The 20531-nt window shown below is 59.5% G+C and carries 24 protein-coding genes; 14 read left to right on the plus strand and 10 right to left on the minus strand.

Annotation, left to right across the window (positions count from 1 at the left end):
- Nucleotides 1-55: 55 nt before the first annotated feature.
- On the minus strand, nucleotides 56-742 hold the full coding sequence (locus tag AB4P91_RS00690) for an LrgB family protein (RefSeq protein WP_150596533.1): 687 nt from the start codon (nucleotides 740-742) through the stop codon (nucleotides 56-58).
- Entirely contained in the window at nucleotides 732-1118 is a 387-nt protein-coding gene (locus AB4P91_RS00695; RefSeq protein WP_150595014.1) for a CidA/LrgA family protein, read from the minus strand. Before AB4P91_RS00695 ends, AB4P91_RS00690 begins: the two co-directional genes overlap by 11 nt.
- A gap of 94 nt (nucleotides 1119-1212) precedes the next feature.
- Here AB4P91_RS00695 and AB4P91_RS00700 point away from each other — a divergent pair, with 94 nt between their 5' ends.
- Nucleotides 1213-2100, plus strand: a complete 888-nt coding sequence (locus tag AB4P91_RS00700) for a LysR family transcriptional regulator (protein ID WP_150595015.1) — start codon at nucleotides 1213-1215, stop codon at nucleotides 2098-2100.
- Here AB4P91_RS00700 and AB4P91_RS00705 read toward each other — a convergent pair.
- Nucleotides 2090-2548, minus strand: coding sequence for a flavodoxin (locus AB4P91_RS00705; RefSeq protein ID WP_150595016.1), 459 nt, complete (start codon nucleotides 2546-2548; stop codon nucleotides 2090-2092). The genes AB4P91_RS00700 and AB4P91_RS00705 overlap by 11 nt on opposite strands.
- A gap of 154 nt (nucleotides 2549-2702) precedes the next feature.
- Here AB4P91_RS00705 and AB4P91_RS00710 point away from each other — a divergent pair, with 154 nt between their 5' ends.
- Together AB4P91_RS00710 and AB4P91_RS00715 are read left to right on the plus strand one after the other, a co-directional pair.
- Entirely contained in the window at nucleotides 2703-3161 is a 459-nt protein-coding gene (locus tag AB4P91_RS00710; protein WP_150595017.1) for a PAS domain-containing protein, read from the plus strand.
- Nucleotides 3162-3233: 72 nt separating this feature from the next.
- The gene (locus AB4P91_RS00715; RefSeq protein ID WP_042557699.1) at nucleotides 3234-3839 is read left to right on the plus strand and encodes a hypothetical protein; all 606 of its coding nucleotides are present in this window, start codon (nucleotides 3234-3236) and stop codon (nucleotides 3837-3839) included.
- Nucleotides 3840-3842: 3 nt separating this feature from the next.
- On the opposite strand, the gene AB4P91_RS00720 is transcribed toward AB4P91_RS00715, so the two are convergent.
- Complete coding sequence (locus tag AB4P91_RS00720) at nucleotides 3843-4802, minus strand: MerR family transcriptional regulator (protein WP_150595018.1); 960 nt, start codon at nucleotides 4800-4802, stop codon at nucleotides 3843-3845.
- A gap of 211 nt (nucleotides 4803-5013) precedes the next feature.
- On the opposite strand from AB4P91_RS00720, the gene AB4P91_RS00725 reads away from it, so the two are divergent.
- The 6 genes from AB4P91_RS00725 (at nucleotide 5014) to AB4P91_RS00750 (ending at nucleotide 8126) form a co-directional block, all read left to right on the plus strand.
- Nucleotides 5014-5589: an antibiotic biosynthesis monooxygenase gene (locus tag AB4P91_RS00725; RefSeq protein ID WP_150596530.1), complete on the plus strand. Its 576-nt coding sequence runs from the start codon at nucleotides 5014-5016 to the stop codon at nucleotides 5587-5589.
- A gap of 147 nt (nucleotides 5590-5736) precedes the next feature.
- Complete coding sequence (gene folM, locus AB4P91_RS00730) at nucleotides 5737-6447, plus strand: dihydromonapterin reductase (protein ID WP_395604109.1); 711 nt, start codon at nucleotides 5737-5739, stop codon at nucleotides 6445-6447.
- A 22-nt stretch (nucleotides 6448-6469) separates the two neighbouring features.
- Entirely contained in the window at nucleotides 6470-7030 is a 561-nt protein-coding gene (gene folE / locus AB4P91_RS00735; RefSeq protein WP_150688531.1) for a GTP cyclohydrolase I FolE, read from the plus strand.
- Nucleotides 7031-7402, plus strand: coding sequence for a dihydroneopterin triphosphate 2'-epimerase (gene folX / locus AB4P91_RS00740; RefSeq protein ID WP_016771653.1), 372 nt, complete (start codon nucleotides 7031-7033; stop codon nucleotides 7400-7402). It abuts the gene before it with no gap.
- Between the two features lie 96 nt (nucleotides 7403-7498).
- Nucleotides 7499-7795, plus strand: a complete 297-nt coding sequence (locus AB4P91_RS00745; RefSeq protein ID WP_042557694.1) for a DUF1244 domain-containing protein — start codon at nucleotides 7499-7501, stop codon at nucleotides 7793-7795.
- Nucleotides 7788-8126, plus strand: coding sequence for a HopJ type III effector protein (locus AB4P91_RS00750; RefSeq protein ID WP_395604110.1), 339 nt, complete (start codon nucleotides 7788-7790; stop codon nucleotides 8124-8126). Before AB4P91_RS00745 ends, AB4P91_RS00750 begins: the two co-directional genes overlap by 8 nt.
- Before the next feature lie 184 nt (nucleotides 8127-8310).
- On the opposite strand, the gene trxB is transcribed toward AB4P91_RS00750, so the two are convergent.
- Complete coding sequence (trxB, locus tag AB4P91_RS00755) at nucleotides 8311-9273, minus strand: thioredoxin-disulfide reductase (RefSeq protein WP_150595022.1); 963 nt, start codon at nucleotides 9271-9273, stop codon at nucleotides 8311-8313.
- 310 nt (nucleotides 9274-9583) lie between these two features.
- Between trxB and cysZ the strand changes: the two genes are divergently transcribed.
- Nucleotides 9584-10336, plus strand: coding sequence for a sulfate transporter CysZ (gene cysZ, locus AB4P91_RS00760; protein ID WP_395604111.1), 753 nt, complete (start codon nucleotides 9584-9586; stop codon nucleotides 10334-10336).
- A gap of 54 nt (nucleotides 10337-10390) precedes the next feature.
- Nucleotides 10391-11590 (plus strand): glycosyltransferase family 1 protein, encoded by a 1200-nt coding sequence (locus AB4P91_RS00765; RefSeq protein ID WP_261736749.1) that lies wholly within the window; start codon nucleotides 10391-10393, stop codon nucleotides 11588-11590.
- 150 nt (nucleotides 11591-11740) lie between these two features.
- On the opposite strand, the gene AB4P91_RS00770 is transcribed toward AB4P91_RS00765, so the two are convergent.
- The 3 genes from AB4P91_RS00770 to AB4P91_RS00780 form a co-directional block, all read right to left on the minus strand.
- Complete coding sequence (locus AB4P91_RS00770; protein ID WP_395604112.1) at nucleotides 11741-12844, minus strand: NADH:flavin oxidoreductase; 1104 nt, start codon at nucleotides 12842-12844, stop codon at nucleotides 11741-11743.
- 167 nt (nucleotides 12845-13011) lie between these two features.
- Entirely contained in the window at nucleotides 13012-13494 is a 483-nt protein-coding gene (locus AB4P91_RS00775; RefSeq protein ID WP_042557689.1) for a glutathione peroxidase, read from the minus strand.
- Between the two features lie 123 nt (nucleotides 13495-13617).
- Nucleotides 13618-14103 (minus strand): peptidylprolyl isomerase, encoded by a 486-nt coding sequence (locus AB4P91_RS00780; RefSeq protein ID WP_150595026.1) that lies wholly within the window; start codon nucleotides 14101-14103, stop codon nucleotides 13618-13620.
- Between AB4P91_RS00780 and AB4P91_RS00785 the strand changes: the two genes are divergently transcribed.
- The 3 genes from AB4P91_RS00785 to AB4P91_RS00795 are packed head-to-tail and all read left to right on the plus strand — an operon-like array spanning nucleotide 14072 to nucleotide 17464.
- Nucleotides 14072-14398, plus strand: coding sequence for a DUF3565 domain-containing protein (locus AB4P91_RS00785; protein WP_395604113.1), 327 nt, complete (start codon nucleotides 14072-14074; stop codon nucleotides 14396-14398). The two genes, AB4P91_RS00780 and AB4P91_RS00785, sit on opposite strands and share 32 nt — an antisense overlap.
- A 60-nt stretch (nucleotides 14399-14458) precedes the next feature.
- On the plus strand, nucleotides 14459-16558 hold the full coding sequence (gene pta, locus AB4P91_RS00790; RefSeq protein WP_395604114.1) for a phosphate acetyltransferase: 2100 nt from the start codon (nucleotides 14459-14461) through the stop codon (nucleotides 16556-16558).
- The gene (locus AB4P91_RS00795) at nucleotides 16559-17464 is read left to right on the plus strand and encodes an acyltransferase (RefSeq protein WP_395604115.1); all 906 of its coding nucleotides are present in this window, start codon (nucleotides 16559-16561) and stop codon (nucleotides 17462-17464) included.
- A 198-nt stretch (nucleotides 17465-17662) separates the two neighbouring features.
- Here the strand turns inward: AB4P91_RS00795 and cysN are convergent, their stop codons facing one another.
- Both cysN and cysD read right to left on the minus strand, forming a co-directional pair.
- Complete coding sequence (cysN, locus tag AB4P91_RS00800) at nucleotides 17663-19561, minus strand: sulfate adenylyltransferase subunit CysN (protein ID WP_150595029.1); 1899 nt, start codon at nucleotides 19559-19561, stop codon at nucleotides 17663-17665.
- Nucleotides 19562-19570: 9 nt separating this feature from the next.
- Nucleotides 19571-20488 (minus strand): sulfate adenylyltransferase subunit CysD, encoded by a 918-nt coding sequence (gene cysD / locus AB4P91_RS00805; protein WP_395604116.1) that lies wholly within the window; start codon nucleotides 20486-20488, stop codon nucleotides 19571-19573.
- Nucleotides 20489-20531 lie beyond the last annotated feature (43 nt).

Raw genomic sequence — 20531 nt, forward strand, 5'->3', positions numbered from 1 at the left:
TGCCAGCCAGCTTGATGACTGAACGGGTCAGCCAGGCAAACTCCTTGGATCCATGTCAGAGCAACGACGCCAACAAAGGGGCGGCGAACAGATTGAGCAAGCCAGTCAAGACCATCACCAGCCCCGCCACGGAGCCTTCTTCGCCGCCCACTTCATGGGCCCGGCTGACACCGGCGCCGTGCGCACCGACCCCAAACAGCGCGCCGCGCGCCAAGGCACTGCGCAACGGCAGCCACTTCAGCAGCACGCCCCCGAGCATCGCGCCGAACACGCCAGTGAACATCACGAACACCGCGGTCAGTTCCGGCACGCCTCCCAGATCCAGCGCCATAGGCATGGCAAACGGCGTGGTAATCGAGCGCGGCACCAGTGACATCGTCACCGAACTGTCGAGCGCCAGCGCCTTGGCCAGGCCGAACGAAGTCGCGATCGACGCAGCACTGCCGGCCAGCATGCCCAGCAGTAACGCCGACCAATGCCGCATCAACAGGCGCCGCTGCTGCCAGATCGGCACGGCGAAGGCGACGGTAACGGGCCCGAGCACCAGCATCAGCCAGTGGGTGTTGCTCGAGTATTCGGCGTAAGCGGTGTGCAGCGGCACGGCGAGCGCCAGCAGCAGCGCCGGCACCAGAATCAGCGGCGACAACAGATAACGCCCGGTGCGGCGATAAATCCAGCGGCTGAACAGGTAAGCCAACAGCGTGAAGGCCAGCCAGAACATCGGCATCAGTTCAAGTTTCATGGGAATGCCTCATGCGCACGGCCAATTCCACGGTGAACGCGGTCACCAACATCACCATCAACGTGCTGGCAGCAATGACCAGCAGGATCCGCCAGCCGTCATTGCGCAGCAAAGTGCCGTAATCGAGCAGGCTCATCAGCGCAGGAATGAAGAACAGCAGCATCTCGGCCATCAGCAAGCCAGCGCCCAATTGCAATGCCGCCGGTTTGACCCAACCGAAAGCAAAAGCGAGCAGCAACAGCACCATGCCGATCACTCCCCCGGGAATGGGCCAGGCCAGCCACGCCGCCAGTTGACAGCCGAGCAGGTAAAGAGCGAGCAGCACGGCGAGTTCGGTCACCAGGCGGGGAAGGTACTTGAGGGTAGCGGCGTTCATGATCAGCTCCTGACAGAGGCTCATTTTACGAAGCGCTCTGCCATCCCTAAAGCGAATTGTTAGACTCACGACCATTCCAAAATGGAATCCACTTATGGAATTCAAACAGCTGCGCAGTTTTGTCGAAGTCATGCATCAGGGCGGCTTCACTCAAGCCGCAAAAACCTTGCACATCAGCCAGTCGGCCGTGAGCAAACAAGTCGCACAACTGGAGCAAAGCATTGGCACGCCATTGCTTGAACGCCTTGGCTCACAACTGCGCCTGACGGCCGCCGGCAGCGTGGTATTGCAACGCGCCGAAGGCATGCTGCGCCTGCGTAATGAGTTGCTCAGTGAACTGGATGACCTGAGTCAGCTGGCGCGTGGGGAACTGCGCCTCGGTTTGCCGTTGCTGGGCAGTGATGCGCTGTTCGCCGGAGCATTCGCCGAATACCGACGGCGCTATCCGAACATCAGCATTCAGTTGCTTGAGGGCGGCAGTCGCAACATCGAGCAAGCGGTGTTGAGTGGCGAACTGGAGTTGGGCGGCAGCCTGATGCCGAAAGATGCGCAGTTCGACTGTCAGCCGTTTTGCGACGAAAAACTCGATGCCCTGCTGCCGGTGGATCATCCACTGGCGAATCGGGGTGAGATCGGGCTGGAGGAGTTGGCCGACACGCCGTTCCTGCTCTATCAACGCAGCTTCGTGCTCAATGACCGCTTGCTCCAGGCGTGTCAGCAAATGGGCTTTACGCCCAGGGAAGGCGGGCGCAGCGGTCAGGCGGATTTTCTCGCGGCGCTGGTCGCCGCCGGGCAAGGCGTGGTGCTGTTGCCCAGCGTCGTGGCGCGCGGTCTGGTGCGACCAGGCGTCGTACGCCTGGCCTTGCGAGCGCCGGATTATTTGCGCTGGGACATCGCCTTCATCTGGCGCCACGGCGCCTATCTGTCGAAGGCCGCGCAGGCCTGGCTGGCGCTGCTGCGCGAGCGGGCGATCAGTCCTTGAGCGCGCCGATCAGATCCGCCAGCCACGGCTCGGCGTCGGTTTCCGGGGTGACGCTTTCGCTGGCATCGAGGCGCAGCATCTCTTGCACTTCACGCAGGCCGAGCTCGCTGAAAAACAGTTCGCGCATTTGCTCACCGCCACCGCAGAAGGTGTCGCCGTAACTGGCATCGCCCAACGCAATCACCGCACCGGGCAAACCGCGCCAGGCGGCCGGCAGTTGATCGCGGATCATCGAATACAACGGTTGCAGGTTGTCCGGCAACTCGCCCATGCCGGTGGTCGAGGTCACGGCGAGAAACGCTTCAGGCGCGAAAGCCTGAACCTCGGCCAGACTGGCGCGCGAGCTGTAGAAGGTTTCAAAGCCAGCGGCTTTCAGCAGATTCTGGGCGTGGCGGGCGACTTCTTCGGCGGTGCCGTAGACCGAACCGGAGAGGATGGCGACTTTCATCAATCTGATCCTGAAGCTGAAAAAAAGAGCGGCGATAGTAACAGCCTCAGCCCTGAAGTTGCGATTCGCTCTCAATGAGCGCTGATCGTCTATGGACAGGCACCGCCGATCTTCTAGAATGCGTGCCACTGACAGCTCTGAGAGGAGTCACGGGATGATCAGCGCCAGTTTGCTGCAAATGATGATCAACGCGTCGAACGACGGGATTACGGTCGCGGAAAGGGAGGGCGAGGAGGACAACATCCTGATTTACGTCAACCCGGCCTTCGAACGCATGACCGGTTACACCAGCGAAGAATCCCTCTACCAGGATTGCCGTTTTCTGCAGGCCGGAGACCGTGACCAGGAGAGCCTGGGGCTCATCCGCGAAGCATTGCGTACCAACGGCACGTGCCGGGAGGTGTTGCGCAACTACCGCAAGGACGGCACGCCGTTCTGGAGTGAATTGTCGCTTTCAACGGTAAAAAATGCCGAAGACGGGCAGACGTATTTCATCGGCGTGCAAAAGGATGTGACGATTCAGGTCAGGGCTCAGCAACGTGTCGCGCAGCTCGAAGCCAAGGTCGCTGCCCTGGAAGCAGAACTCGCCGCGTTGAAAGCGACAAACGGTTAAAACAAACCATCGAACTGGTTGTCATTAACTACAATCACCAATGACTTTGTAACTATTCCTTTCGAGTTAGCCATGCAACGCGATGCACTCCTGACCCAGGATGAGCTGGATTTTATCCAGACCATGCAGCACAACCCGCAACTCAATGTGCGGGATGCGACGTCGAGTCTGCTGGTTAACGGCGGTTCGCAGATCCGTGATTTGCTCACGCGTCTGGCCGCTCACGAGCAAGTGACTATTCAGGCCAACTTCGAAAACCAGCAAATGACGTTTCCGCTGCATCTGGTGGAAGACGAGTTTCATGCGCTGCACTTGCGCCTCGGTGTGCCAAGCATCTACGAAGATGGCCCGATGGTTCGTCCATGGCGGCTGGCACTTGAAGAGCCGGTGGCGCTGGAAAATGCCAAAGGCCAGGCAGGCACGCTGTGGGTTCACGAGGTGTCACATAAAGGTGTACTGCTGGAAGTGCGCAACAAGACCAAACCGCCCAAGCACTTCGCGCTGTGGTTCAGCCCCTCGGGTTATGAGCGGATCGCATTGCGCGGCAGTTTCGAGCGCGAAACCGAAAGTGGTTTCTACGCCTACGAACTCAGCCAGACAGACAGCGACGAAACCGAACGTCTTCGACAATTCATCCTGCAGCAACATCGTTTGACACACCCTGCCTTGCACACCTGATTCTCAGGTATCTAGCTTCCCCGCCAGAAACTGCGTCATGCGCAGACGCATGTTCGCCCCTTCATTGCCCAGGCAAGCCACAGATGATCCGGCCAGACTCTCTTGCGCCAGATCAGACGCATCGCCAGCGAGCATCAGCTGACAATCAAGACTCAAGGCGAGTCGATTCAGAAGCCGGGGCAAATCGGCACTCGGGGCGTGATTGGAAAACAGCACCAGTGCGTCGGGTTTGGTCTTCTCGCAAACGAGGGTCAGCTCATCGAGCGGCTGGCCGGTGGTCAACACCCGAACGCCGGAGTCATTGCCACTCAGAAACAGCGCCGCCACCAGCAACTCAAGCTCCCGGCATTGCCCGGCCAGTGCACTGACGATCACCCGTCGCGGTTGCGAGCCACGCAGGGTGATGATCCGATGCAACACACGCGCCCGAAGAAATCCGTCGAAGAACAGCCATTCGCTGGTCTGCCCGAAGCCATCCTGGCGGTGCAACAATTGCAGCCACAACGGCATCAGGATGTCTTGAAACACGACGGGCAACGCATAAGAAGAAAAGATCTGCCCGTAGACCCGGTCCAGTAGCTGATCATCGAAAGCGCTGATCGCTTGCTGGAGTTGCACCTGCCATTGCAGATAGTCGGCTTGCACCAGTTCATCGGGAATGATGTGCGCGAGGACTTTCAGCGGTTCCGTCTTGGCGAGGATCTTGCCGATCTTGCTGACCGCCACACCGCGATCAATCCAGTCGACGATGCTGCGAACACGCTCGATTTCGGTCATCGAATACAGCCGATGCCCGCTGTCGGTGCGCACCGGCTGGATCAGGCCATAGCGACGTTCCCAAGCGCGCAGCGTTACAGGGTTGACCCCTGTCAGCCGTGCGACTTCACGGATAGGGAACAGCTCCTCGCTCTGGAGCGCAACAGATGTCTGAGAAACAGCGTGCGCATCTGTCATGACAGGCATTTGGCCTCAACTTCCGGGCTGGTGAATTGGATCCCATTCTAACCCCGATGCCCCGATTGCGTTCAAGTGCAGAGATGCGACGAAAGTCTCTGGTTTAAACACAAAAATCAGGAATAATCCTTGCTTGCTGAAAAGCGCAGGCCTGCACCCCGGCCTTGCGTCAGGCGAAACTCCTACCCGGAGTGACGCAATCGAGATACGGAGATACACAATGTCTACTTCCCCCGTCACGCTGATGGTTGCGCGTCGCGTCGCCAATGGCCGCTATCAGGATCTGATCGCCTGGCTGCGCGAAGGCGAACAACTCGCCACCGATTTCCCCGGTTATCTGGGCTCCGGCGTGCTCGCACCGCCGCCTGGCGATAACGAATTCCAGATTATCTTCCGTTTTGTCGACGAACAGACTTTGCATGCGTGGGAGCATTCGGCCTCGCGTACCGCCTGGCTGGATCGTGGCAGCGATCTGTTTGCCCATCCCAAAGAGCATCGTGTCAGTGGCATCGAAGGCTGGTTCGGTACAAGCGTAGTCGGCCAGCGCCCGCCGCGCTGGAAACAGGCGATTGCGATCTGGCTGGCATTCTTTCCGGTGTCGCTGTTGTTCAATTTTGTCGTGGGTCCGTTGCTCGCTGACATGAGCCTTTTGCCGAAAGTGTTGATCAGCACGGCGTGCCTGACGCCGCTGATGGTTTATTTCTTTATCCCGTTGTCGACGCGGTTGCTGGCGAATTGGTTGAACGGCACGCCAGCGCGTCCGTTGCCGGTTACGCCGTCTGCGCAGAACCGCTAAAAGATCGCAGCCGCGTTGCACTCGAGTGCTCCCGCACGGCTCCTGCACAGCTGCAACATTGATGCAGTGCAGGAGCTGGCGAAGGCTGCGATCTTTTCAGGCCCGCCGCTGTTATAGTTTTTGCACCCACCGCGACGCGAGCCGTTCATGACTACAACCTCCGCCCCGATCCTGATCACTGGCGCCGGCCAACGCGTCGGCCTGCACTGCGCGCAGCGTTTGCTCGAAGACGGCCATAGCGTCATTTTCACCTACCGCAGCGCTCGTCCCGGGGTGAAAACGCTGCGTGATCTGGGCGCCATCGGGGTATACGCGGACTTTTCCAGCGAAGCCGGCATCCTCGCGTTCATCGCCGAACTGCACACCCACACCGACAGCCTGCGGGCGATCGTGCATAACGCCTCCGACTGGCTCGCGGAAACCCCGGGCAGCGAGGCCGAAGCGTTCAACCGCATGGTCAATATCCACATGCTCGCGCCCTATCTGATCAACCTGCACTGTGCCGACCTGCTCAAGCAGTCGACACCCGCCGACATCATCCACATCAGCGACGATGTCACCCGCAAAGGCAGCAGCAAACACATCGCCTATTGCGCCAGCAAGGCCGGGCTCGACAGCCTGACCCTGTCGTTCGCCGCTCGTTATGCGCCAGCGATCAAGGTCAACGGCATTGCGCCGGCCCTGCTATTGTTCAATCCCGACGACGACGCGGCCTACCGCGCCAAGGCCCTGGCCAAATCCGCGCTGGGCATCGAACCCGGCAGCGAAGTGATCTACCAGAGCCTGCGCTACCTGCTCGACAACCCTTACGTCACCGGCACGACCCTGACCGTCAATGGCGGAAGGCACGTCAAATAACGCTGTCCCGCGAGGATGTTCGATGACCCGCTCCCTGCCCGAAAACTACCGTGAAATCCTCATTGGCCTCGGTGAAGATCCCGACCGTGAAGGTTTGCTCGATACGCCGGTGCGGGCGGCCAAGGCCATGCAATACCTGTGTCACGGCTACGAGCAGAGCGTGGACACGATCGTCAATGGCGCGCTGTTTGCCTCTGACAGCGACGAGATGATCATCGTCGCCGACATCGAGTTGTACTCATTATGCGAACATCACCTGCTGCCCTTCATTGGCAAGGCCCATGTGGCTTATATTCCGACTGGCAAAGTGCTGGGGCTGTCGAAGATCGCTCGACTGGTGGACATGTTCGCCAGGCGCCTGCAAATTCAGGAAAACCTCACCCGGCAAATTGCCGATGCGGTGCAACAGGTGACCGATGCCGCCGGTGTTGCGGTGGTCATCGAGGCCAGACACATGTGCATGATGATGCGCGGTGTCGAAAAACAGAATTCGACCATGAACACCTCGGTCATGCTTGGCGCCTTCCGCGACTCGAGCAACACCCGTCAGGAGTTCCTGCAATTGATTGGACGGAGCAAGTAAATGCCACAACTTCAGCCGGGAATGGCGCGTATCCGGGTCAAGGATCTGCGCTTGCGCACCTTTATCGGGATCAACGAGGACGAAATCCTCAACAAGCAGGATGTGCTGATCAACCTGACCATCCTGTACGCCGCGCAAGAAGCGGTGCGAGACAATGACATCGACCACGCGCTCAATTACCGCACCATCACCAAGGCAATCATCGCCCACGTCGAGGGCAATCGTTTTGCCCTGCTCGAGCGCCTGACCCAGGAATTGCTCGATCTGGTGATGACCAACGCATCGGTGCTGTACGCCGAAGTCGAAGTCGACAAGCCGCACGCGCTACGATTTGCCGAGTCGGTGTCAATCACGCTTGCAGCGAGCCGCTAGCTTCAAGCTTCAAGCGCCAAGCTGTAAACTTCGTATCACCGCCAACCATCCTGCAGCTTGAAGCTCGTCGCTTGAAGCTGTCTCGCAGAGACTCCCATGAACGAGCAACAACGCCTCGAACTCGAAGCCGCCGCCTTCCGCCGACTAGTCGCGCACCTGGACAGCCGCAAGGACGTGCAGAACATCGACCTGATGAACCTCGCCGGGTTCTGCCGCAACTGCCTGTCGAAGTGGTACAAGGCCGAAGCCGACGAGCGCCAGATCGAGGTCAGCCTCGACGACGCCCGTGAAGTGGTTTACGGCATGCCGTACGCCGAGTGGAAAGCCCAATTTCAGCAAGAAGCCAGCGCTGAGCAACAAGCGGCGTTCGCCAAAGGAAAAACCCATGAGTGACCTGAACACCCTGCGCGCCAGCCTCAAGAGCGGCGAACACGCTTTCGCCGACACCCTGGCCTTCATCGCCGCGGGTTATGACTACCAGCCTCAGGTGTTTAACAACGGTGGCGTGGAAAACGCCGCCGGCCAAAACGAAGGCTCGTGCAAGACCTTGGGTCTGGCGCTGCTGGAAGGCTTGAGTGACGAAGAAGCGCTGTTGGCGTTCGGCGAGCATTACCGCTCAGTAGTGGCCACGCCTGAGGGCAGTGATCACGGCAATATTCGCGCGTTGATCCAGCATGGCCTGGCCGGCGTGAAATTCACCGCCCAGCCCCTGACCCGCCGCTGATCTCAGAACCAGCCCCATTAACTGTGGGAGCGAGCTTGCTCGCGAATGCGGTCTGACATTCAATTTTTTTGTCGACTGGCACACCGCTTTCGCGAGCAAGCTCGCTCCCACAGTTAGTCTGCAATGCCTACAAATCGCGAGCAGAAAAAAACCGGCCGAAGCCGGTTTTTTTGTGCCTGCGATCTTAGAACGAAGCGTTCTGCAGACCGTCCAGGTAACGCTCGGTGTCCAGTGCCGCCATGCAACCGGCGCCGGCCGAGGTGATGGCCTGACGGTAAACGTGGTCGGCCACGTCACCGGCAGCGAAGATGCCTTCAACGTTAGTGGCGGTGGCGTTGCCTTCACGGCCGCCCTGCACGATCAGATAGCCGTCCTTCAACTCCAGCTGACCTTCGAACAGAGAAGTGTTCGGGGTATGGCCGATGGCGATGAACACGCCGTCAACGGTGATTTCGTCGAAGCTGCCGTCATTGTTCTTCAGACGCGCACCGGTCACGCCCATGTTGTCGCCCAACACTTCGTCGAGGGTGGCGTTGAGCTTGAGGATGATCTTGCCTTCAGCCACGCGAGCGTTGAGCTTGTCGATCAGGATCTTCTCGGCGCGGAAGGTTTCGCGACGGTGGATCAGGGTCACGGTGCTGGCGATGTTGGCCAGGTACAGGGCCTCTTCAACAGCGGTGTTACCGCCGCCAACCACTGCAACCGGTTTGTTGCGGTAGAAGAAACCGTCGCAGGTCGCGCAGGCCGAAACGCCTTTGCCCATGAACGCTTCTTCCGACGGCAGGCCCAGGTAACGAGCGCTGGCACCGGTGGCGATGATCAGGGCGTCGCAGGTGTAAGTCGCGCTGTCGCCGGTCAGGCTGTAAGGCTTGGAAGCGAAGTCGACGGCATTGATGTGATCGAAAACGATCTCGGTTTCAAAACGCTCGGCGTGCTCGCGCATGCGCTCCATCAGCACCGGACCGGTCAGACCGTGGACGTCGCCCGGCCAGTTGTCGACTTCGGTGGTGGTGGTCAGTTGACCGCCAGCCTGCATGCCGGTGATCAGCAGTGGCTTGAGGTTGGCACGCGCGGCATACACCGCAGCGCTGTAACCGGCAGGGCCGGAACCGAGAATGATCACTCGCGAATGACGGACTTCAGACATGAATCTGCTCCTGTTGACCGGCCAATATTGCTGGCGCGGACGCCGGACTGCCGGCGGAATAAAAAAGGACTGTGGATAACCTTGGGGAAGGCATGAACTCGACAGTCCTGTAAAAAGTTGGGTGCAGCGTATCGAGGGGGGCAAGATTAAGGAAATACGGTTTAACAATCCAGCTCATAGGTGGTCTCTATGCCGAGACAGTGACGAGATGGACGTCTTTGTTACAGTGAATGTCGATCGCTCTGCCGCGCTTTCGCACGTGGTGCAAAGTCGGTAAGGTCGGCGCGTTTTCCCTTGCTCGGAGCACCTTATGCCCGTTCCTGTTCTGTCTGGCCCGCAATACCTGCGCGAAGGCCTCAAACTGGTTCTCAGTCCTGGCCTGCGCCTGTTCGTGTTGCTGCCGCTGGCGATCAACCTGGTGCTGTTCGTCGGATTGATCTATCTGGCCGGCCACCAGTTCAGCCTGTGGGTCGACACGCTGATGCCATCGCTGCCCGAGTGGCTGAGTTTCCTCAGCTACGTTCTCTGGCCGCTTTTCGTGGTGCTGGTGGCATTGATGGTGTTTTTCACGTTCACCATGCTAGCCAATATCATTGCGGCGCCGTTCAACGGTTTCCTCGCGGAAAAAGTCGAAGTGGTGGTGCGTGGCACCGACGACTTCCCGGCCTTCAGCTGGGGCGAACTGATCGCCATGGTCCCGCGTACCCTCGCCCGAGAAATGCGCAAACTCGGCTACTTCCTGCCTCGAGCGATCGGCCTGTTCATTCTCTCGTTCATCCCCGTGGTGAACATCATTGCCGCGCCGCTGTGGCTGTTGTTCGGCGTGTGGATGATGGCGATCCAGTACATCGACTACCCGGCGGACAACCACAAACTGGGCTGGAACGAGATGCTCGCCTGGCTGCGCGAGAAGCGCTGGCAGAGCATGAGTTTCGGCGGGATCGTCTATCTGGTGCTGCTGATTCCGGTGGTCAACATTCTGATGATGCCGGCCGCGGTGGCTGGGGCAACGTTGTTTTGGGTACGTGAGCGCGGTGCCGAGAATCTCGTGACCCAGCGCTGAGGCGCACAACAACAGCCCGTCACAAATCCATCATCCAAGCGTCACAAGCTCGACATGGCCTCAGCCGACACTGAGGTCATGACGACAGCTCTACATATCACTCTGATCAGCGAAACTTTCCCACCGGAAATCAACGGCGTGGCCAACACCCTTGGCCGCTTGTGCGATGGACTGCGCGCGCGTGGACATCGGGTCGACCTGATCCGCCCACGTCAGGCCGACGATCCGCAGCGTACTGAAGACGATGGCTTGCTCTTGTGCCGGGGCTGGCCGCTGCCGGGCTATCCCGGATTGCAATGGGGCCAGTCGTCGATGCACAAGTTGCTGCGGCGCTGGAAACGCCAGCGTCCGGACGTGCTGTACATCGCCACCGAAGGCCCGCTCGGTCTGTCGGCGTTGCGAGCGGCGCGGCGCCTGGGGATTTCGGTGGTCAGTGGCTTCCATACCAATTTCCAGCAATACACCAGCCAGTACGGCCTCGGCTTGCTGACGCGGCTCCTGACGCATTATTTGCGCTGGTTCCACAATCGTTCGGCGCTGACACTGGTGCCGAGTATCAGTCAGCGACTGGAACTGGAGCGGCGGCATTTCGAACGACTGGCGTTGTTGTCCCGAGGGGTGGACAGCCAGCTGTTCCACCCGGCCAAACGCTTGAACGCCCTGCGTGAGCAATGGGGGCTGGGCGAGCGCGATATTGCGGTGATTCACGTAGGAAGGCTCGCGCCAGAGAAAAACCTCGGTTTGCTCAAACGCTGCTTTGAAAAGCTGCGCGACACTTATCCACAGCGCACTCTGAAGCTGATCGTGGTCGGCGACGGGCCGCAACGCATGGCGCTGGAGAAAGATCTGCCCGAGGCGATTTTCTGCGGGTCGCAGCGCGGTGAAGCGCTGGCCGCGCACTATGCGTCCGGCGATGTGTTTCTGTTTCCGAGCCTGACCGAAACCTTTGGAAATGTCGTGCTCGAAGCGCTGGCCTCAGGGCTTGGCGTGGTGGCCTACGATCAGGCAGCGGCGGCGCAGCATATTCGCCACGGCTACAGCGGCGTGCTGGCGATGCCGGGCGATGAAGAGGCGTTTTGCGATGCGGCGGCGTGGTTGCTGGAGAAGTATGAAACGTTGCGCTGCGTGCGCCTGAATGCGCGCCAGCATGCGAGCCGTCAGGGGTGGGCGGCGATTATCGAGCAGTTTGAAGGGCATTTGCGGGGGGCTTGTGTTGGGGAGCAGGTTGTCCCTAATGCACAGACATTGCCGTGAATCGTTGCTGACTTTGGAACCGCCATCGCTGGCAAGCCAGCTCCCACAGGGATCTGCAGCGAACACATATTTTGTGAACACCAGATAAACCTGTGGGAGCTGCGGTGCGACGATTCGACTTGCCAGCGATAGCGTCAGTAATGGCGTCGCTTAAACCAGCGTCATCAACGCCTCACGGCTGAACGGCAGAATGTCCTGCTCACGCCCTTCGCGCACTTTCAGTGCCCAATCCGGATCGACCAGCAGTGCGCGCCCCACCGCGACCAGATCGAATTCCTCTTTGTTCAGACGCTCAAGCAGGTTCTCCAGGCTGGCCGGCTCTGCGACCTTGTCGGTGTTGACCATGAACTGCAGGAACTCGCCATCCAGGCCTACGCTGCCAACGGTGATGGTCGGTTTGCCGGTCAGCTTGCGCGTCCAGCCAGCCAGGTTCAGCTCGGAGCCGTCGAATTCCGGCTCCCAGAAACGCCTCGTCGAGCAGTGGAAAATGTCCACGCCAGCGTCGGACAACGGCGCGAGGAATTCACCCAAGGCTTCCGGCGTCTGCACCAGCCGCGCGGTGTAATCCTGCTGTTTCCATTGCGAGAAACGGAAAATGATCGGGAAACCTTCGCCCACCGCTGCACGCACAGCCTCAATCAGCTCAATGGCAAAACGCGAACGGTTGGCCAGACTGCCGCCGTATTCGTCAGTGCGCTGGTTGCTGCCCTCCCAGAAGAACTGGTCGACCAGATAACCATGGGCGCCGTGGATTTCCACGCCGTCCATGCCAATGCTCTGGGCATCCTTGGCCGCTTGGGCGAAAGCGCCGATCACGTCCTGGATGTCCTGCTTGGTCATGCCGTGCACTACGACCTGACCGTCCTTGAGTTTTTCCGACGGACCATAAGCCGGCACGCTGGCGTCCGGTTCGGTGCCGATGCGGCGCACGCTACCGACGTGCCACAGCTGCGGAACGATCTTGCCGCCCTCGGCATGTACCGCGTCGACGACTTTTTTCCAACCGGCCAAGGGTGCTTCACCAAAGAACTGCGGCACATTCGGGTAACCGTTGGACGCAATATGGCCGACGGTGGTGCCTTCAGTGATGATCAGGCCGACGCCAGCAGCAGCGCGGCGACGGTAGTACTCGATGACTTTGGAGTTCGGCACGCCACCCGGAGAAAACGAACGGGTCATCGGTGCCATGACTACACGGGTCGGCAGTTCGAGAGTGCCGAGGTGGAACGGTTTGAACAGGGCTTGAACCGGCATGGGAAGACTCCGCAGGGAATGACTTTATGACGACGATAATATTGATCGGCGAACGCCTTGAACAGCACTATTGATCTGAATGATTAAGGGTTAGAAACGAAAAGATCGCAGCCTCAGCAGTCCCTTGCAGGGGCTGCCGAAGAGTGCGATCTCCTGATCTTGATGGGTTAGCCCAGCGCTTTCTCGATTGCAGCAATCACGGTCGGATCATCCGGCGCCGTGCGCGGCGAGAACCGGGCCAGCACGCGACCGTCCTTGCCAAGCAGGAACTTCTCGAAATTCCAGGTGATGTCACCGGGAAACTCCGCGCCCTCGCCCGCCAGCAGCCGATAGAGCTGATGACGCTCGTGACCATTGACTTCGAGCTTGCTCGACAAAGGGAACGTCACGCCGTAGTTGAGGCTGCAGAAATCCTGGATTTCCTGTTCGGTGCCTGGCTCTTGACCGGCAAACTGGTTGCACGGCAGGCCCAATACACTGAAGCCTTTACCCTTGAATTGCTGGTAGAGGTTTTCCAGCGCCGCGTACTGTGGGGTCAACCCGCATTTGGAGGCGACGTTGACCACCAGCACGACTTGGCCCTTGAAGGGCGCCAGCGGTAGCTCCTGACCATCCAGGGCAGTCAACTTAAGGTCGTGAAAAGCACTCATGACGAACTCCAGATTCCCGTGTTCTACTCGAAACAGCCACTTGGCGAGACCACCAAGGACAGCCGCGGACTAAAAAAGGCGCCCGCAGGCGCCTCTCCAGTACTCGAAGCTTAGCGCAGAAAATCAGTGCTGATGGCCACCTTCGCCATGGACGTGACCATGAGCGATTTCTTCCTGACTGGCGTCACGAATAGCGACGATCTTCACTTTGAAGTTCAGGCGCTGACCGGCCAATGGGTGGTTGCCGTCGACAGTGACGTCGTCGCCGTCCAGGTCACGGATGGTGACGATTTGCATCTGGCCGTCCGGCGCCGAAGCGTGGAACTGCATGCCAACTTCCAGCTCGTCAACGCCTTCGAACATGCTGCGGCTCAGGGTGCTGACCAGTTCGGCAGCGTATTCGCCGTAAGCGTCTTCCGGTTCAACGGAAACTTCCAGTTCGTCACCAACAGCTTTGCCATCCAGGGCTTTTTCCAGGCCCGGGATGATGTTGCCTGCGCCTTGCAGGTAGACCAGCGGAGCGCCGCCGGCGGAGCTGTCGATGACCTCACCAGCGTCGTTGGTCAGGGTATAGTCGATGGAGACAGCCTTATTGGCGGCGATCAGCATGGGGCGAGACCTTTTGCAGAAGAATATAGAAAGACCAAGTTTAGCGAAGCAAACGCGCGAAAGCGAACACAACCCGGACAAACGGAATTCGACGATTACCGGCTTTCATCAGGACGAGGACTGTCACTGGGTGGCCGAGCTTTCCTGTGGCCACACTCAGCACCTGCGTCACCAGCCACCGTGGCAATCGCGGGCGTGGGTGCTGGACCCGGCGCAACGTATTGAAAAAATAGGCCAACCCTTTGCCTGCGGTTGGTGCGCTCAAGGCTCGGTTAGCGATAACCTTGGCGCCTGAATTTCGGTAGGCCGTCACGTATAGATCGCCACCATTGCCATGCACCCTTAGAGAATTCGCATGCAAACTTTTTTTATCGCACCCACCGATTTTGGTGTGGGTCTGACCTCCATCAGCCTCGGGCTGGTGCGTACGCTGGAGCGGGCCGGGCTGAAAGTCGGTTTCTTCAAACCGATCGCCCAACCGCATCCGGGCGACACTGGCCCTGAGCGCTCCACCGAACTGATGGCGCGCACCCACGGCCTGAAACCACCACAGCCGTTGGGCCTGGCCCATGTCGAGCGGATGCTGGGCGATGGCCAGCTCGATGAGCTGCTCGAAGAAATCATCACCCTGTATCAACAGGCAGCCGTCGGCAAGGACGTGCTGGTGGTTGAAGGCATGGTGCCGACCCGCAGCGCCAGTTACGCCGCACGGGTCAACCTGCACCTGGCGAAAAGTCTGGACGCCGAAGTGATTCTGGTCTCGGCGCCGGAAAACGAAGTGCTCGCCGAACTCTCCGGCCGCGTCGAATTGCAGGCGCAATTGTTCGGGGGGCCGAAGGACCCGAAAGTCCTCGGCGTGATCCTCAACAAGGTCAAGACCGACGAGAGCATGGAAGCGTTTGCTTCGCGTCTGAAAGAACATTCGCCATTACTGCGCAGCGGTGATTTCCGTCTGCTCGGCTGCATCCCGTTCCAACCTGAACTCAATGCACCGCGGACCCGCGATGTCGCCGACCTGATGGGCGCACAAGTGCTCAACGCCGGCGACTATGAAACCCGGCGGATGACCAAAATCATCATTTGCGCACGCACCATGCGCAACACCGTCGAGCTGCTCAAACCCGGCGTGCTGGTGGTAACGCCGGGGGATCGCGACGACATCATCCTTGCGGTCAGCCTCGCGGCGATCAACGGCGTGCCGCTGGCCGGCCTGTTGCTGACCAGCGACACCCTGCCCGATCCGCGCATCATGGACTTGTGCCGTGGCGCCTTGCAGGCCGGTTTACCCGTGTTGTCGGTGAGCACGGGTTCCTACGACACCGCCAACCTGCTCAACGGCTTGAACAAGGAAATCCCGATCGATGACCGCGAGCGAGCGGAGATCATCACCGATTTCGTCGCCAGCCACCTCGACGCCAACTGGCTGCACCAGCGCTGCGGTACACCGCGCGAGATGCGCCTGTCGCCGGCGGTGTTCCGTTATCAACTGATTCAGCGCGCCCAGGCCGCCAACAAACGCATTGTCCTGCCTGAAGGCAGCGAGCCATTCACCGTACAAGCGGCGGCGATTTGTCAGGAACGCGGGATAGCCCGTTGTGTGTTGCTGGCCAAACCCGAAGACGTCGAAGCGGTCGCCCGCGCCCAAGGCATCGTGTTGCCGCCGGGGCTGGAGATTCTCGACCCGGATCTGATCCGCGAGCGCTACGTCGAGCCGATGGTTGCCCTGCGCAAGACCAAAAGCCTCAACGCGCCAATGGCCGAGCAGCAACTGGAAGACACCGTGGTGATCGGCACCATGATGCTCGCGCTGGACGAAGTCGACGGCCTGGTGTCCGGCGTGATCAACACCACCGCCAACACCATCCGCCCGGCCCTGCAACTGATCAAGACCGCGCCGGGCTGCACGCTGGTGTCGTCGGTGTTCTTCATGCTGTTCCCGGAGGAGGTGCTGGTCTACGGCGACTGCGTGATGAACCCGCACCCGAGCGCCACCGAACTGGCAGAGATCGCCCTGCAAAGCGCCGACTCGGCCGCTGCATTCGGCATCACCCCGCGCGTGGCGATGATCAGTTACTCCAGCGGCGAATCGGCCACTGGTGAGGAAGTCGAGAAAGTCCGCGAGGCCACCCTGCTCGCCCACGAACAACAGCACTCGCTGTTGATCGATGGCCCGCTGCAATACGACGCCGCCGCCAACGCGGAGGTTGCCCGGCAACTGGCGCCGAACAGTCCGGTGGCCGGTCGCGCCACTGTGTTTGTGTTCCCCGATCTGAACACCGGCAACACCACACACAAAGCTGTGCAGCGCAGCGCCGACTGCGTCAGCCTCGGCCCGATGCTGCAAGGCCTGCGCAAACCGGTGAACGACCTGCCGCGCGGCGCGCAAGTCGACGACATCGTCTACACCATCGCCCTCACCGCGATTCAAGCCGCCAACCGACCTATGGATGTGTAAATGCTGGATTTCCTACCTGCGCCGCTGCGCGGCGTGATCGCCTCACTGCTGTTGGCGCTCAATACGATTCTGCTGTGTTCATTCCTGTTCTGCGTGGCGCTGATCAAGGCCTTGCCGTTCGCCTTCACCCAGCGTATCGCCGGTTGGCTGATGAGCCACACCCACGAAGCGTGGATCAGCAATAACAAAGGCTGGATGAACCTGGTGCGCCGCACGCGCTGGCACATCAGCGGCTTGCAAGGCCTGGACTACAACCACTCCTATCTGATTACCAGCAACCATCAGAGCTGGGTCGACATTCTGGTGCTGCAATACGTACTCAACCGTCGCATCCAGCCGCTGAAGTTCTTCCTCAAGCAAGAACTGATCTGGGTGCCAGTGATTGGTCTGGCGTGGTGGGCGCTGGGCTTCCCGTTCATGAAGCGCTACTCCAAGGCCTATCTGGAAAAACACCCGGAGAAAAAAGGCAAAGACCTCGAAACCACCCGCAAGACCTGCGCGAAATTTCGCAACAATCCGGTGGGAATCTTCAACTTCGTCGAAGGCACGCGCTTCACCACTGGCAAGCATGCACAGCAACAGTCGCCCTTCAAATACCTGCTCAAGCCGAAGGCTGGTGGCATTGCGTTCGTGCTGGATGCGATGGGCGAACAGTTGGAGTCGATCGTCAACGTGACCATCCACTACCCAGCCGGGCGCCCAGGGTTCTGGGATTTGCTGTGCGGCAACGTGCGAGACGTAGTGGTGCACTTTGAAGAGCTGAAGATTCCGCAAACCTTCATCGGCAAGAACTACGACCAAGACGGTGAGTATCGTTTGCAGTTTCAGGGCTGGATCAATCAGCTGTGGCTGGATAAAGACGCGCTGCTCGAACAGATGCACTGCGAATACCCAGCGAAGCCTTGAGGTGTCTGTTCTGACCTCTTCGCTGGCAAGCCAGCTCCCACAGGTTTCTATGCCTTGCACAATATTTGTGTGCGCTGGAAATCCCCGTGGGAGCTGCCAGCGATAGCCATCTTAAGCACAAAAAAGCCCGCCGATGATTGCACATCGGCGGGGTTTTTCTTGCAGCTTGAAACCAGAAGCTTGCAGCGGCTTTACCGCTTAGATCGCGCCACGTTGACGCAGCAGATCCAGCACTTGCTTGACGCTCTCTTCCAGCGACAGCGCCTGAGTGTCGATCACCAGGTCAGCATTCAACGGCACGTCATACGGGAAGGACTCACCCGGAATATTATCGCCGCCCGCCGCATACAATCCCTGCGGATCACGCGCTGCACATACCGTCGGCGAAGCCTGCACATAAACCGTCAGCAAACGATCCTTGCCAATCAGTTCCTTGGCCTGCTCACGACCTTCGGCACTCGGCGCCACAAACGACGCCAACGTCAACAGACCGGCTTCGTTGAATTGACGGGCAACGTGCGCGGCACGGCGCCAGTTCTCGGTACGACCAGCACGATCCTGTGGCAGACCTTTGTTCAGATCCTGACGCAGATTCTGGCCGTCGAGTACAAACACCGCTCGTCCCATATCGAACAACTTGCGTTCAACCGCATAAGCCAGCGTGCTCTTGCCCGCGCCCGACAGACCGCTGAACAACACGGTGGCCGGTTGCTGACCAAAGCGCTGCGCACGTTCTTCAGTCGCCACATGCGCCAGTTTGCCGTGGTGTGTCGTGGTGCCATGCGAAACAGGCTGAGCGACGATCATGCCAGCGCCAACGGTGCCGTTGGTCAAGCGGTCGATGATGATGAACGCGCCGGTGGTGCGGTTGCTTTCGTAACCGTCGAGGGCAATCGGCGCATCAAGCGCGATCCTGACCTTGCCGATTTCGTTGAGCTGCAAAGCGCTCGCCGGGCCTTCTTCCAACGTGTTCACGTCGACCTTGTTGATGATGCTGGCAATCGAGCCCGGCACGTAACTGGTCGCCCGTTTGATGTCGTACTTCTTGCCTGGCAGCATCGGCTCTTCAGCCATCCACACCAGCATCGCTTCAAAGCTGTCGGTCACCGGCGGCACGTTGTCGGCATGCACCAACAGATCGCCGCGGGAGATGTCGATTTCGTCTTCCATGGTCAGCGTCACCGCTTGGCCAGGACCCGCATGCTCCAGTTCACCTTCGAAAGTGACAATGGATTTCACGCGGCTGCTCTTGCCCGACGGCAGCACCACGACCTCGTCACCCTTCTTGACGATGCCGCTGGCGAGGGTACCGGCGAAACCGCGGAAGTTCAGGTTCGGACGGTTGACGTACTGCACCGGGAATCGCAGATCGGTGAAGTTGCGGTCACCCGCCACTTCCACGGTTTCAAGAATTTCCATCAGCGACTGACCGGTGTACCACGGCGAGCGCTCGGACTTGTTCACCACGTTGTCGCCTTTCAGGGCAGACATCGGCACAAAGTGCATGCTGGTCGGCTTCATCTTCAAGCCTTCGGCGAACTTCAGGTAATCAGCCTTGATCGACTCAAACACACCTTCGTCGAAGTCCTTGAGGTCCATCTTGTTGATGGCGACAACAATGTGTTTGATGCCCAGCAAGGACGCGATGAAGCTGTGGCGACGGGTCTGGGTTTGCACACCGTAACGGGCGTCGACGAGGATGATCGCCAGGTCACAGGTGGACGCACCGGTGGCCATGTTGCGGGTGTACTGCTCATGGCCGGGGGTGTCGGCGATGATGAATTTGCGCTTGGCAGTGGAGAAATAGCGGTAGGCGACATCGATGGTGATGCCCTGCTCACGCTCGGCCTGCAGGCCGTCGACCAGCAAAGCCAAGTCGATGTCATCGCCCGTGGTGCCGACTTTCTTCGAATCGCGAGTGATGGCTTCCAGATGATCTTCGTAGATCATTTTGGAGTCGTGCAGCAGGCGCCCGATCAGGGTGCTCTTGCCGTCATCGACGTTACCGCAGGTCAAAAAGCGCAGCAGCTCTTTACGTTCGTGCTGGCCCAGGTAGGCGAGGATGTCCTCGCTGATCAAATCAGATACGTGCGACATGACAACCCCTTAGAAATAACCCTGACGTTTTTTGTCTTCCATGGAGCCTGCGCCATCGTGGTCGATGACCCGGCCCTGGCGCTCGGAAGTTCGCGTCAGGAGCATCTCTTGAATGATGTCCGTGAGGCTCTCGGCCTCGGACTCCACCGCGCCCGTCAACGGGTAGCAACCAAGGGTACGGAAACGCACTTTCTTTTTGACGATGCGCGCTTTGTCTTCGTGGGACAGGTGCTCGAGGATGCGCTCGTCGTCGATCATGATCAGCGTACCGTTCTTCTCGATCACTTCACGCTCGGCGGCGAAGTACAGCGGCACAATCGGGATGCCTTCGAGGTAGATGTACTGCCAGATGTCCAGCTCGGTCCAGTTCGACAACGGGAACACACGAATGGATTCGCCCTTGTTGACCTTGCCGTTGTAGACGTTCCACAGCTCCGGGCGCTGATTTTTTGGATCCCAGCGGTGCTTGCTGTCGCGGAACGAATACACGCGCTCTTTGGCGCGGGACTTCTCTTCATCGCGACGGGCGCCGCCGAACGCTGCGTCGAAACCATGCTTGTCGAGCGCCTGTTTCAGGCCCTCGGTTTTCATGATGTCGGTGTGCTTGGCGCTGCCGTGGGTGAACGGGTTGATGTCCTGCGCCACGCCATCCGGGTTGATGTGCGTGATCAGGTCCAGGCCAAGCTCTTCGACCATCTTGTCGCGGAACTTGTACATTTCCTGGAATTTCCAGCGGGTGTCGACGTGCATCACCGGAAACGGCAGTTTGCCCGGGAAGAACGCCTTGCGTGCCAGGTGCAGCATCACGGCGGAGTCTTTACCGATGGAGTACAGCATCACCGGGTTATCGAACTCGGCGGCCACCTCGCGGATGATGTGGATGCTTTCCGCCTCCAGCTGTTTCAGATGCGTCAGTTTGTCGACCATGGCTACTCACGAAAGCTTTCTTATGAACGGCCAGCGGGCCGTG

This window comes from Pseudomonas sp. B21128, assembly GCF_044218865.1.
GTDB lineage: Bacteria > Pseudomonadota > Gammaproteobacteria > Pseudomonadales > Pseudomonadaceae > Aquipseudomonas > Aquipseudomonas iridis.

What these genes read in the sequence shown, in the direction of transcription:
- AB4P91_RS00690 (WP_150596533.1), bottom strand. Translation starts at nt 742, where the DNA reads ATGAAACTTGAACTGATGCCGATGTTCTGGCTGGCCTTCACGCTGTTG.
- AB4P91_RS00695 (WP_150595014.1), bottom strand. Translation starts at nt 1,118, where the DNA reads ATGAACGCCGCTACCCTCAAGTACCTTCCCCGCCTGGTGACCGAACTC.
- AB4P91_RS00700 (WP_150595015.1), top strand. Translation starts at nt 1,213, where the DNA reads ATGGAATTCAAACAGCTGCGCAGTTTTGTCGAAGTCATGCATCAGGGC.
- AB4P91_RS00705 (WP_150595016.1), bottom strand. Translation starts at nt 2,548, where the DNA reads ATGAAAGTCGCCATCCTCTCCGGTTCGGTCTACGGCACCGCCGAAGAA.
- AB4P91_RS00710 (WP_150595017.1), top strand. Translation starts at nt 2,703, where the DNA reads ATGATCAGCGCCAGTTTGCTGCAAATGATGATCAACGCGTCGAACGAC.
- AB4P91_RS00715 (WP_042557699.1), top strand. Translation starts at nt 3,234, where the DNA reads ATGCAACGCGATGCACTCCTGACCCAGGATGAGCTGGATTTTATCCAG.
- AB4P91_RS00720 (WP_150595018.1), bottom strand. Translation starts at nt 4,802, where the DNA reads ATGCCTGTCATGACAGATGCGCACGCTGTTTCTCAGACATCTGTTGCG.
- AB4P91_RS00725 (WP_150596530.1), top strand. Translation starts at nt 5,014, where the DNA reads ATGTCTACTTCCCCCGTCACGCTGATGGTTGCGCGTCGCGTCGCCAAT.
- folM (WP_395604109.1), top strand. Translation starts at nt 5,737, where the DNA reads ATGACTACAACCTCCGCCCCGATCCTGATCACTGGCGCCGGCCAACGC.
- folE (WP_150688531.1), top strand. Translation starts at nt 6,470, where the DNA reads ATGACCCGCTCCCTGCCCGAAAACTACCGTGAAATCCTCATTGGCCTC.
- folX (WP_016771653.1), top strand. Translation starts at nt 7,031, where the DNA reads ATGCCACAACTTCAGCCGGGAATGGCGCGTATCCGGGTCAAGGATCTG.
- AB4P91_RS00745 (WP_042557694.1), top strand. Translation starts at nt 7,499, where the DNA reads ATGAACGAGCAACAACGCCTCGAACTCGAAGCCGCCGCCTTCCGCCGA.
- AB4P91_RS00750 (WP_395604110.1), top strand. Translation starts at nt 7,788, where the DNA reads ATGAGTGACCTGAACACCCTGCGCGCCAGCCTCAAGAGCGGCGAACAC.
- trxB (WP_150595022.1), bottom strand. Translation starts at nt 9,273, where the DNA reads ATGTCTGAAGTCCGTCATTCGCGAGTGATCATTCTCGGTTCCGGCCCT.
- cysZ (WP_395604111.1), top strand. Translation starts at nt 9,584, where the DNA reads ATGCCCGTTCCTGTTCTGTCTGGCCCGCAATACCTGCGCGAAGGCCTC.
- AB4P91_RS00765 (WP_261736749.1), top strand. Translation starts at nt 10,391, where the DNA reads ATGGCCTCAGCCGACACTGAGGTCATGACGACAGCTCTACATATCACT.
- AB4P91_RS00770 (WP_395604112.1), bottom strand. Translation starts at nt 12,844, where the DNA reads ATGCCGGTTCAAGCCCTGTTCAAACCGTTCCACCTCGGCACTCTCGAA.
- AB4P91_RS00775 (WP_042557689.1), bottom strand. Translation starts at nt 13,494, where the DNA reads ATGAGTGCTTTTCACGACCTTAAGTTGACTGCCCTGGATGGTCAGGAG.
- AB4P91_RS00785 (WP_395604113.1), top strand. Translation starts at nt 14,072, where the DNA reads ATGGAGACAGCCTTATTGGCGGCGATCAGCATGGGGCGAGACCTTTTG.
- AB4P91_RS00780 (WP_150595026.1), bottom strand. Translation starts at nt 14,103, where the DNA reads ATGCTGATCGCCGCCAATAAGGCTGTCTCCATCGACTATACCCTGACC.
- pta (WP_395604114.1), top strand. Translation starts at nt 14,459, where the DNA reads ATGCAAACTTTTTTTATCGCACCCACCGATTTTGGTGTGGGTCTGACC.
- AB4P91_RS00795 (WP_395604115.1), top strand. Translation starts at nt 16,559, where the DNA reads ATGCTGGATTTCCTACCTGCGCCGCTGCGCGGCGTGATCGCCTCACTG.
- cysN (WP_150595029.1), bottom strand. Translation starts at nt 19,561, where the DNA reads ATGTCGCACGTATCTGATTTGATCAGCGAGGACATCCTCGCCTACCTG.
- cysD (WP_395604116.1), bottom strand. Translation starts at nt 20,488, where the DNA reads ATGGTCGACAAACTGACGCATCTGAAACAGCTGGAGGCGGAAAGCATC.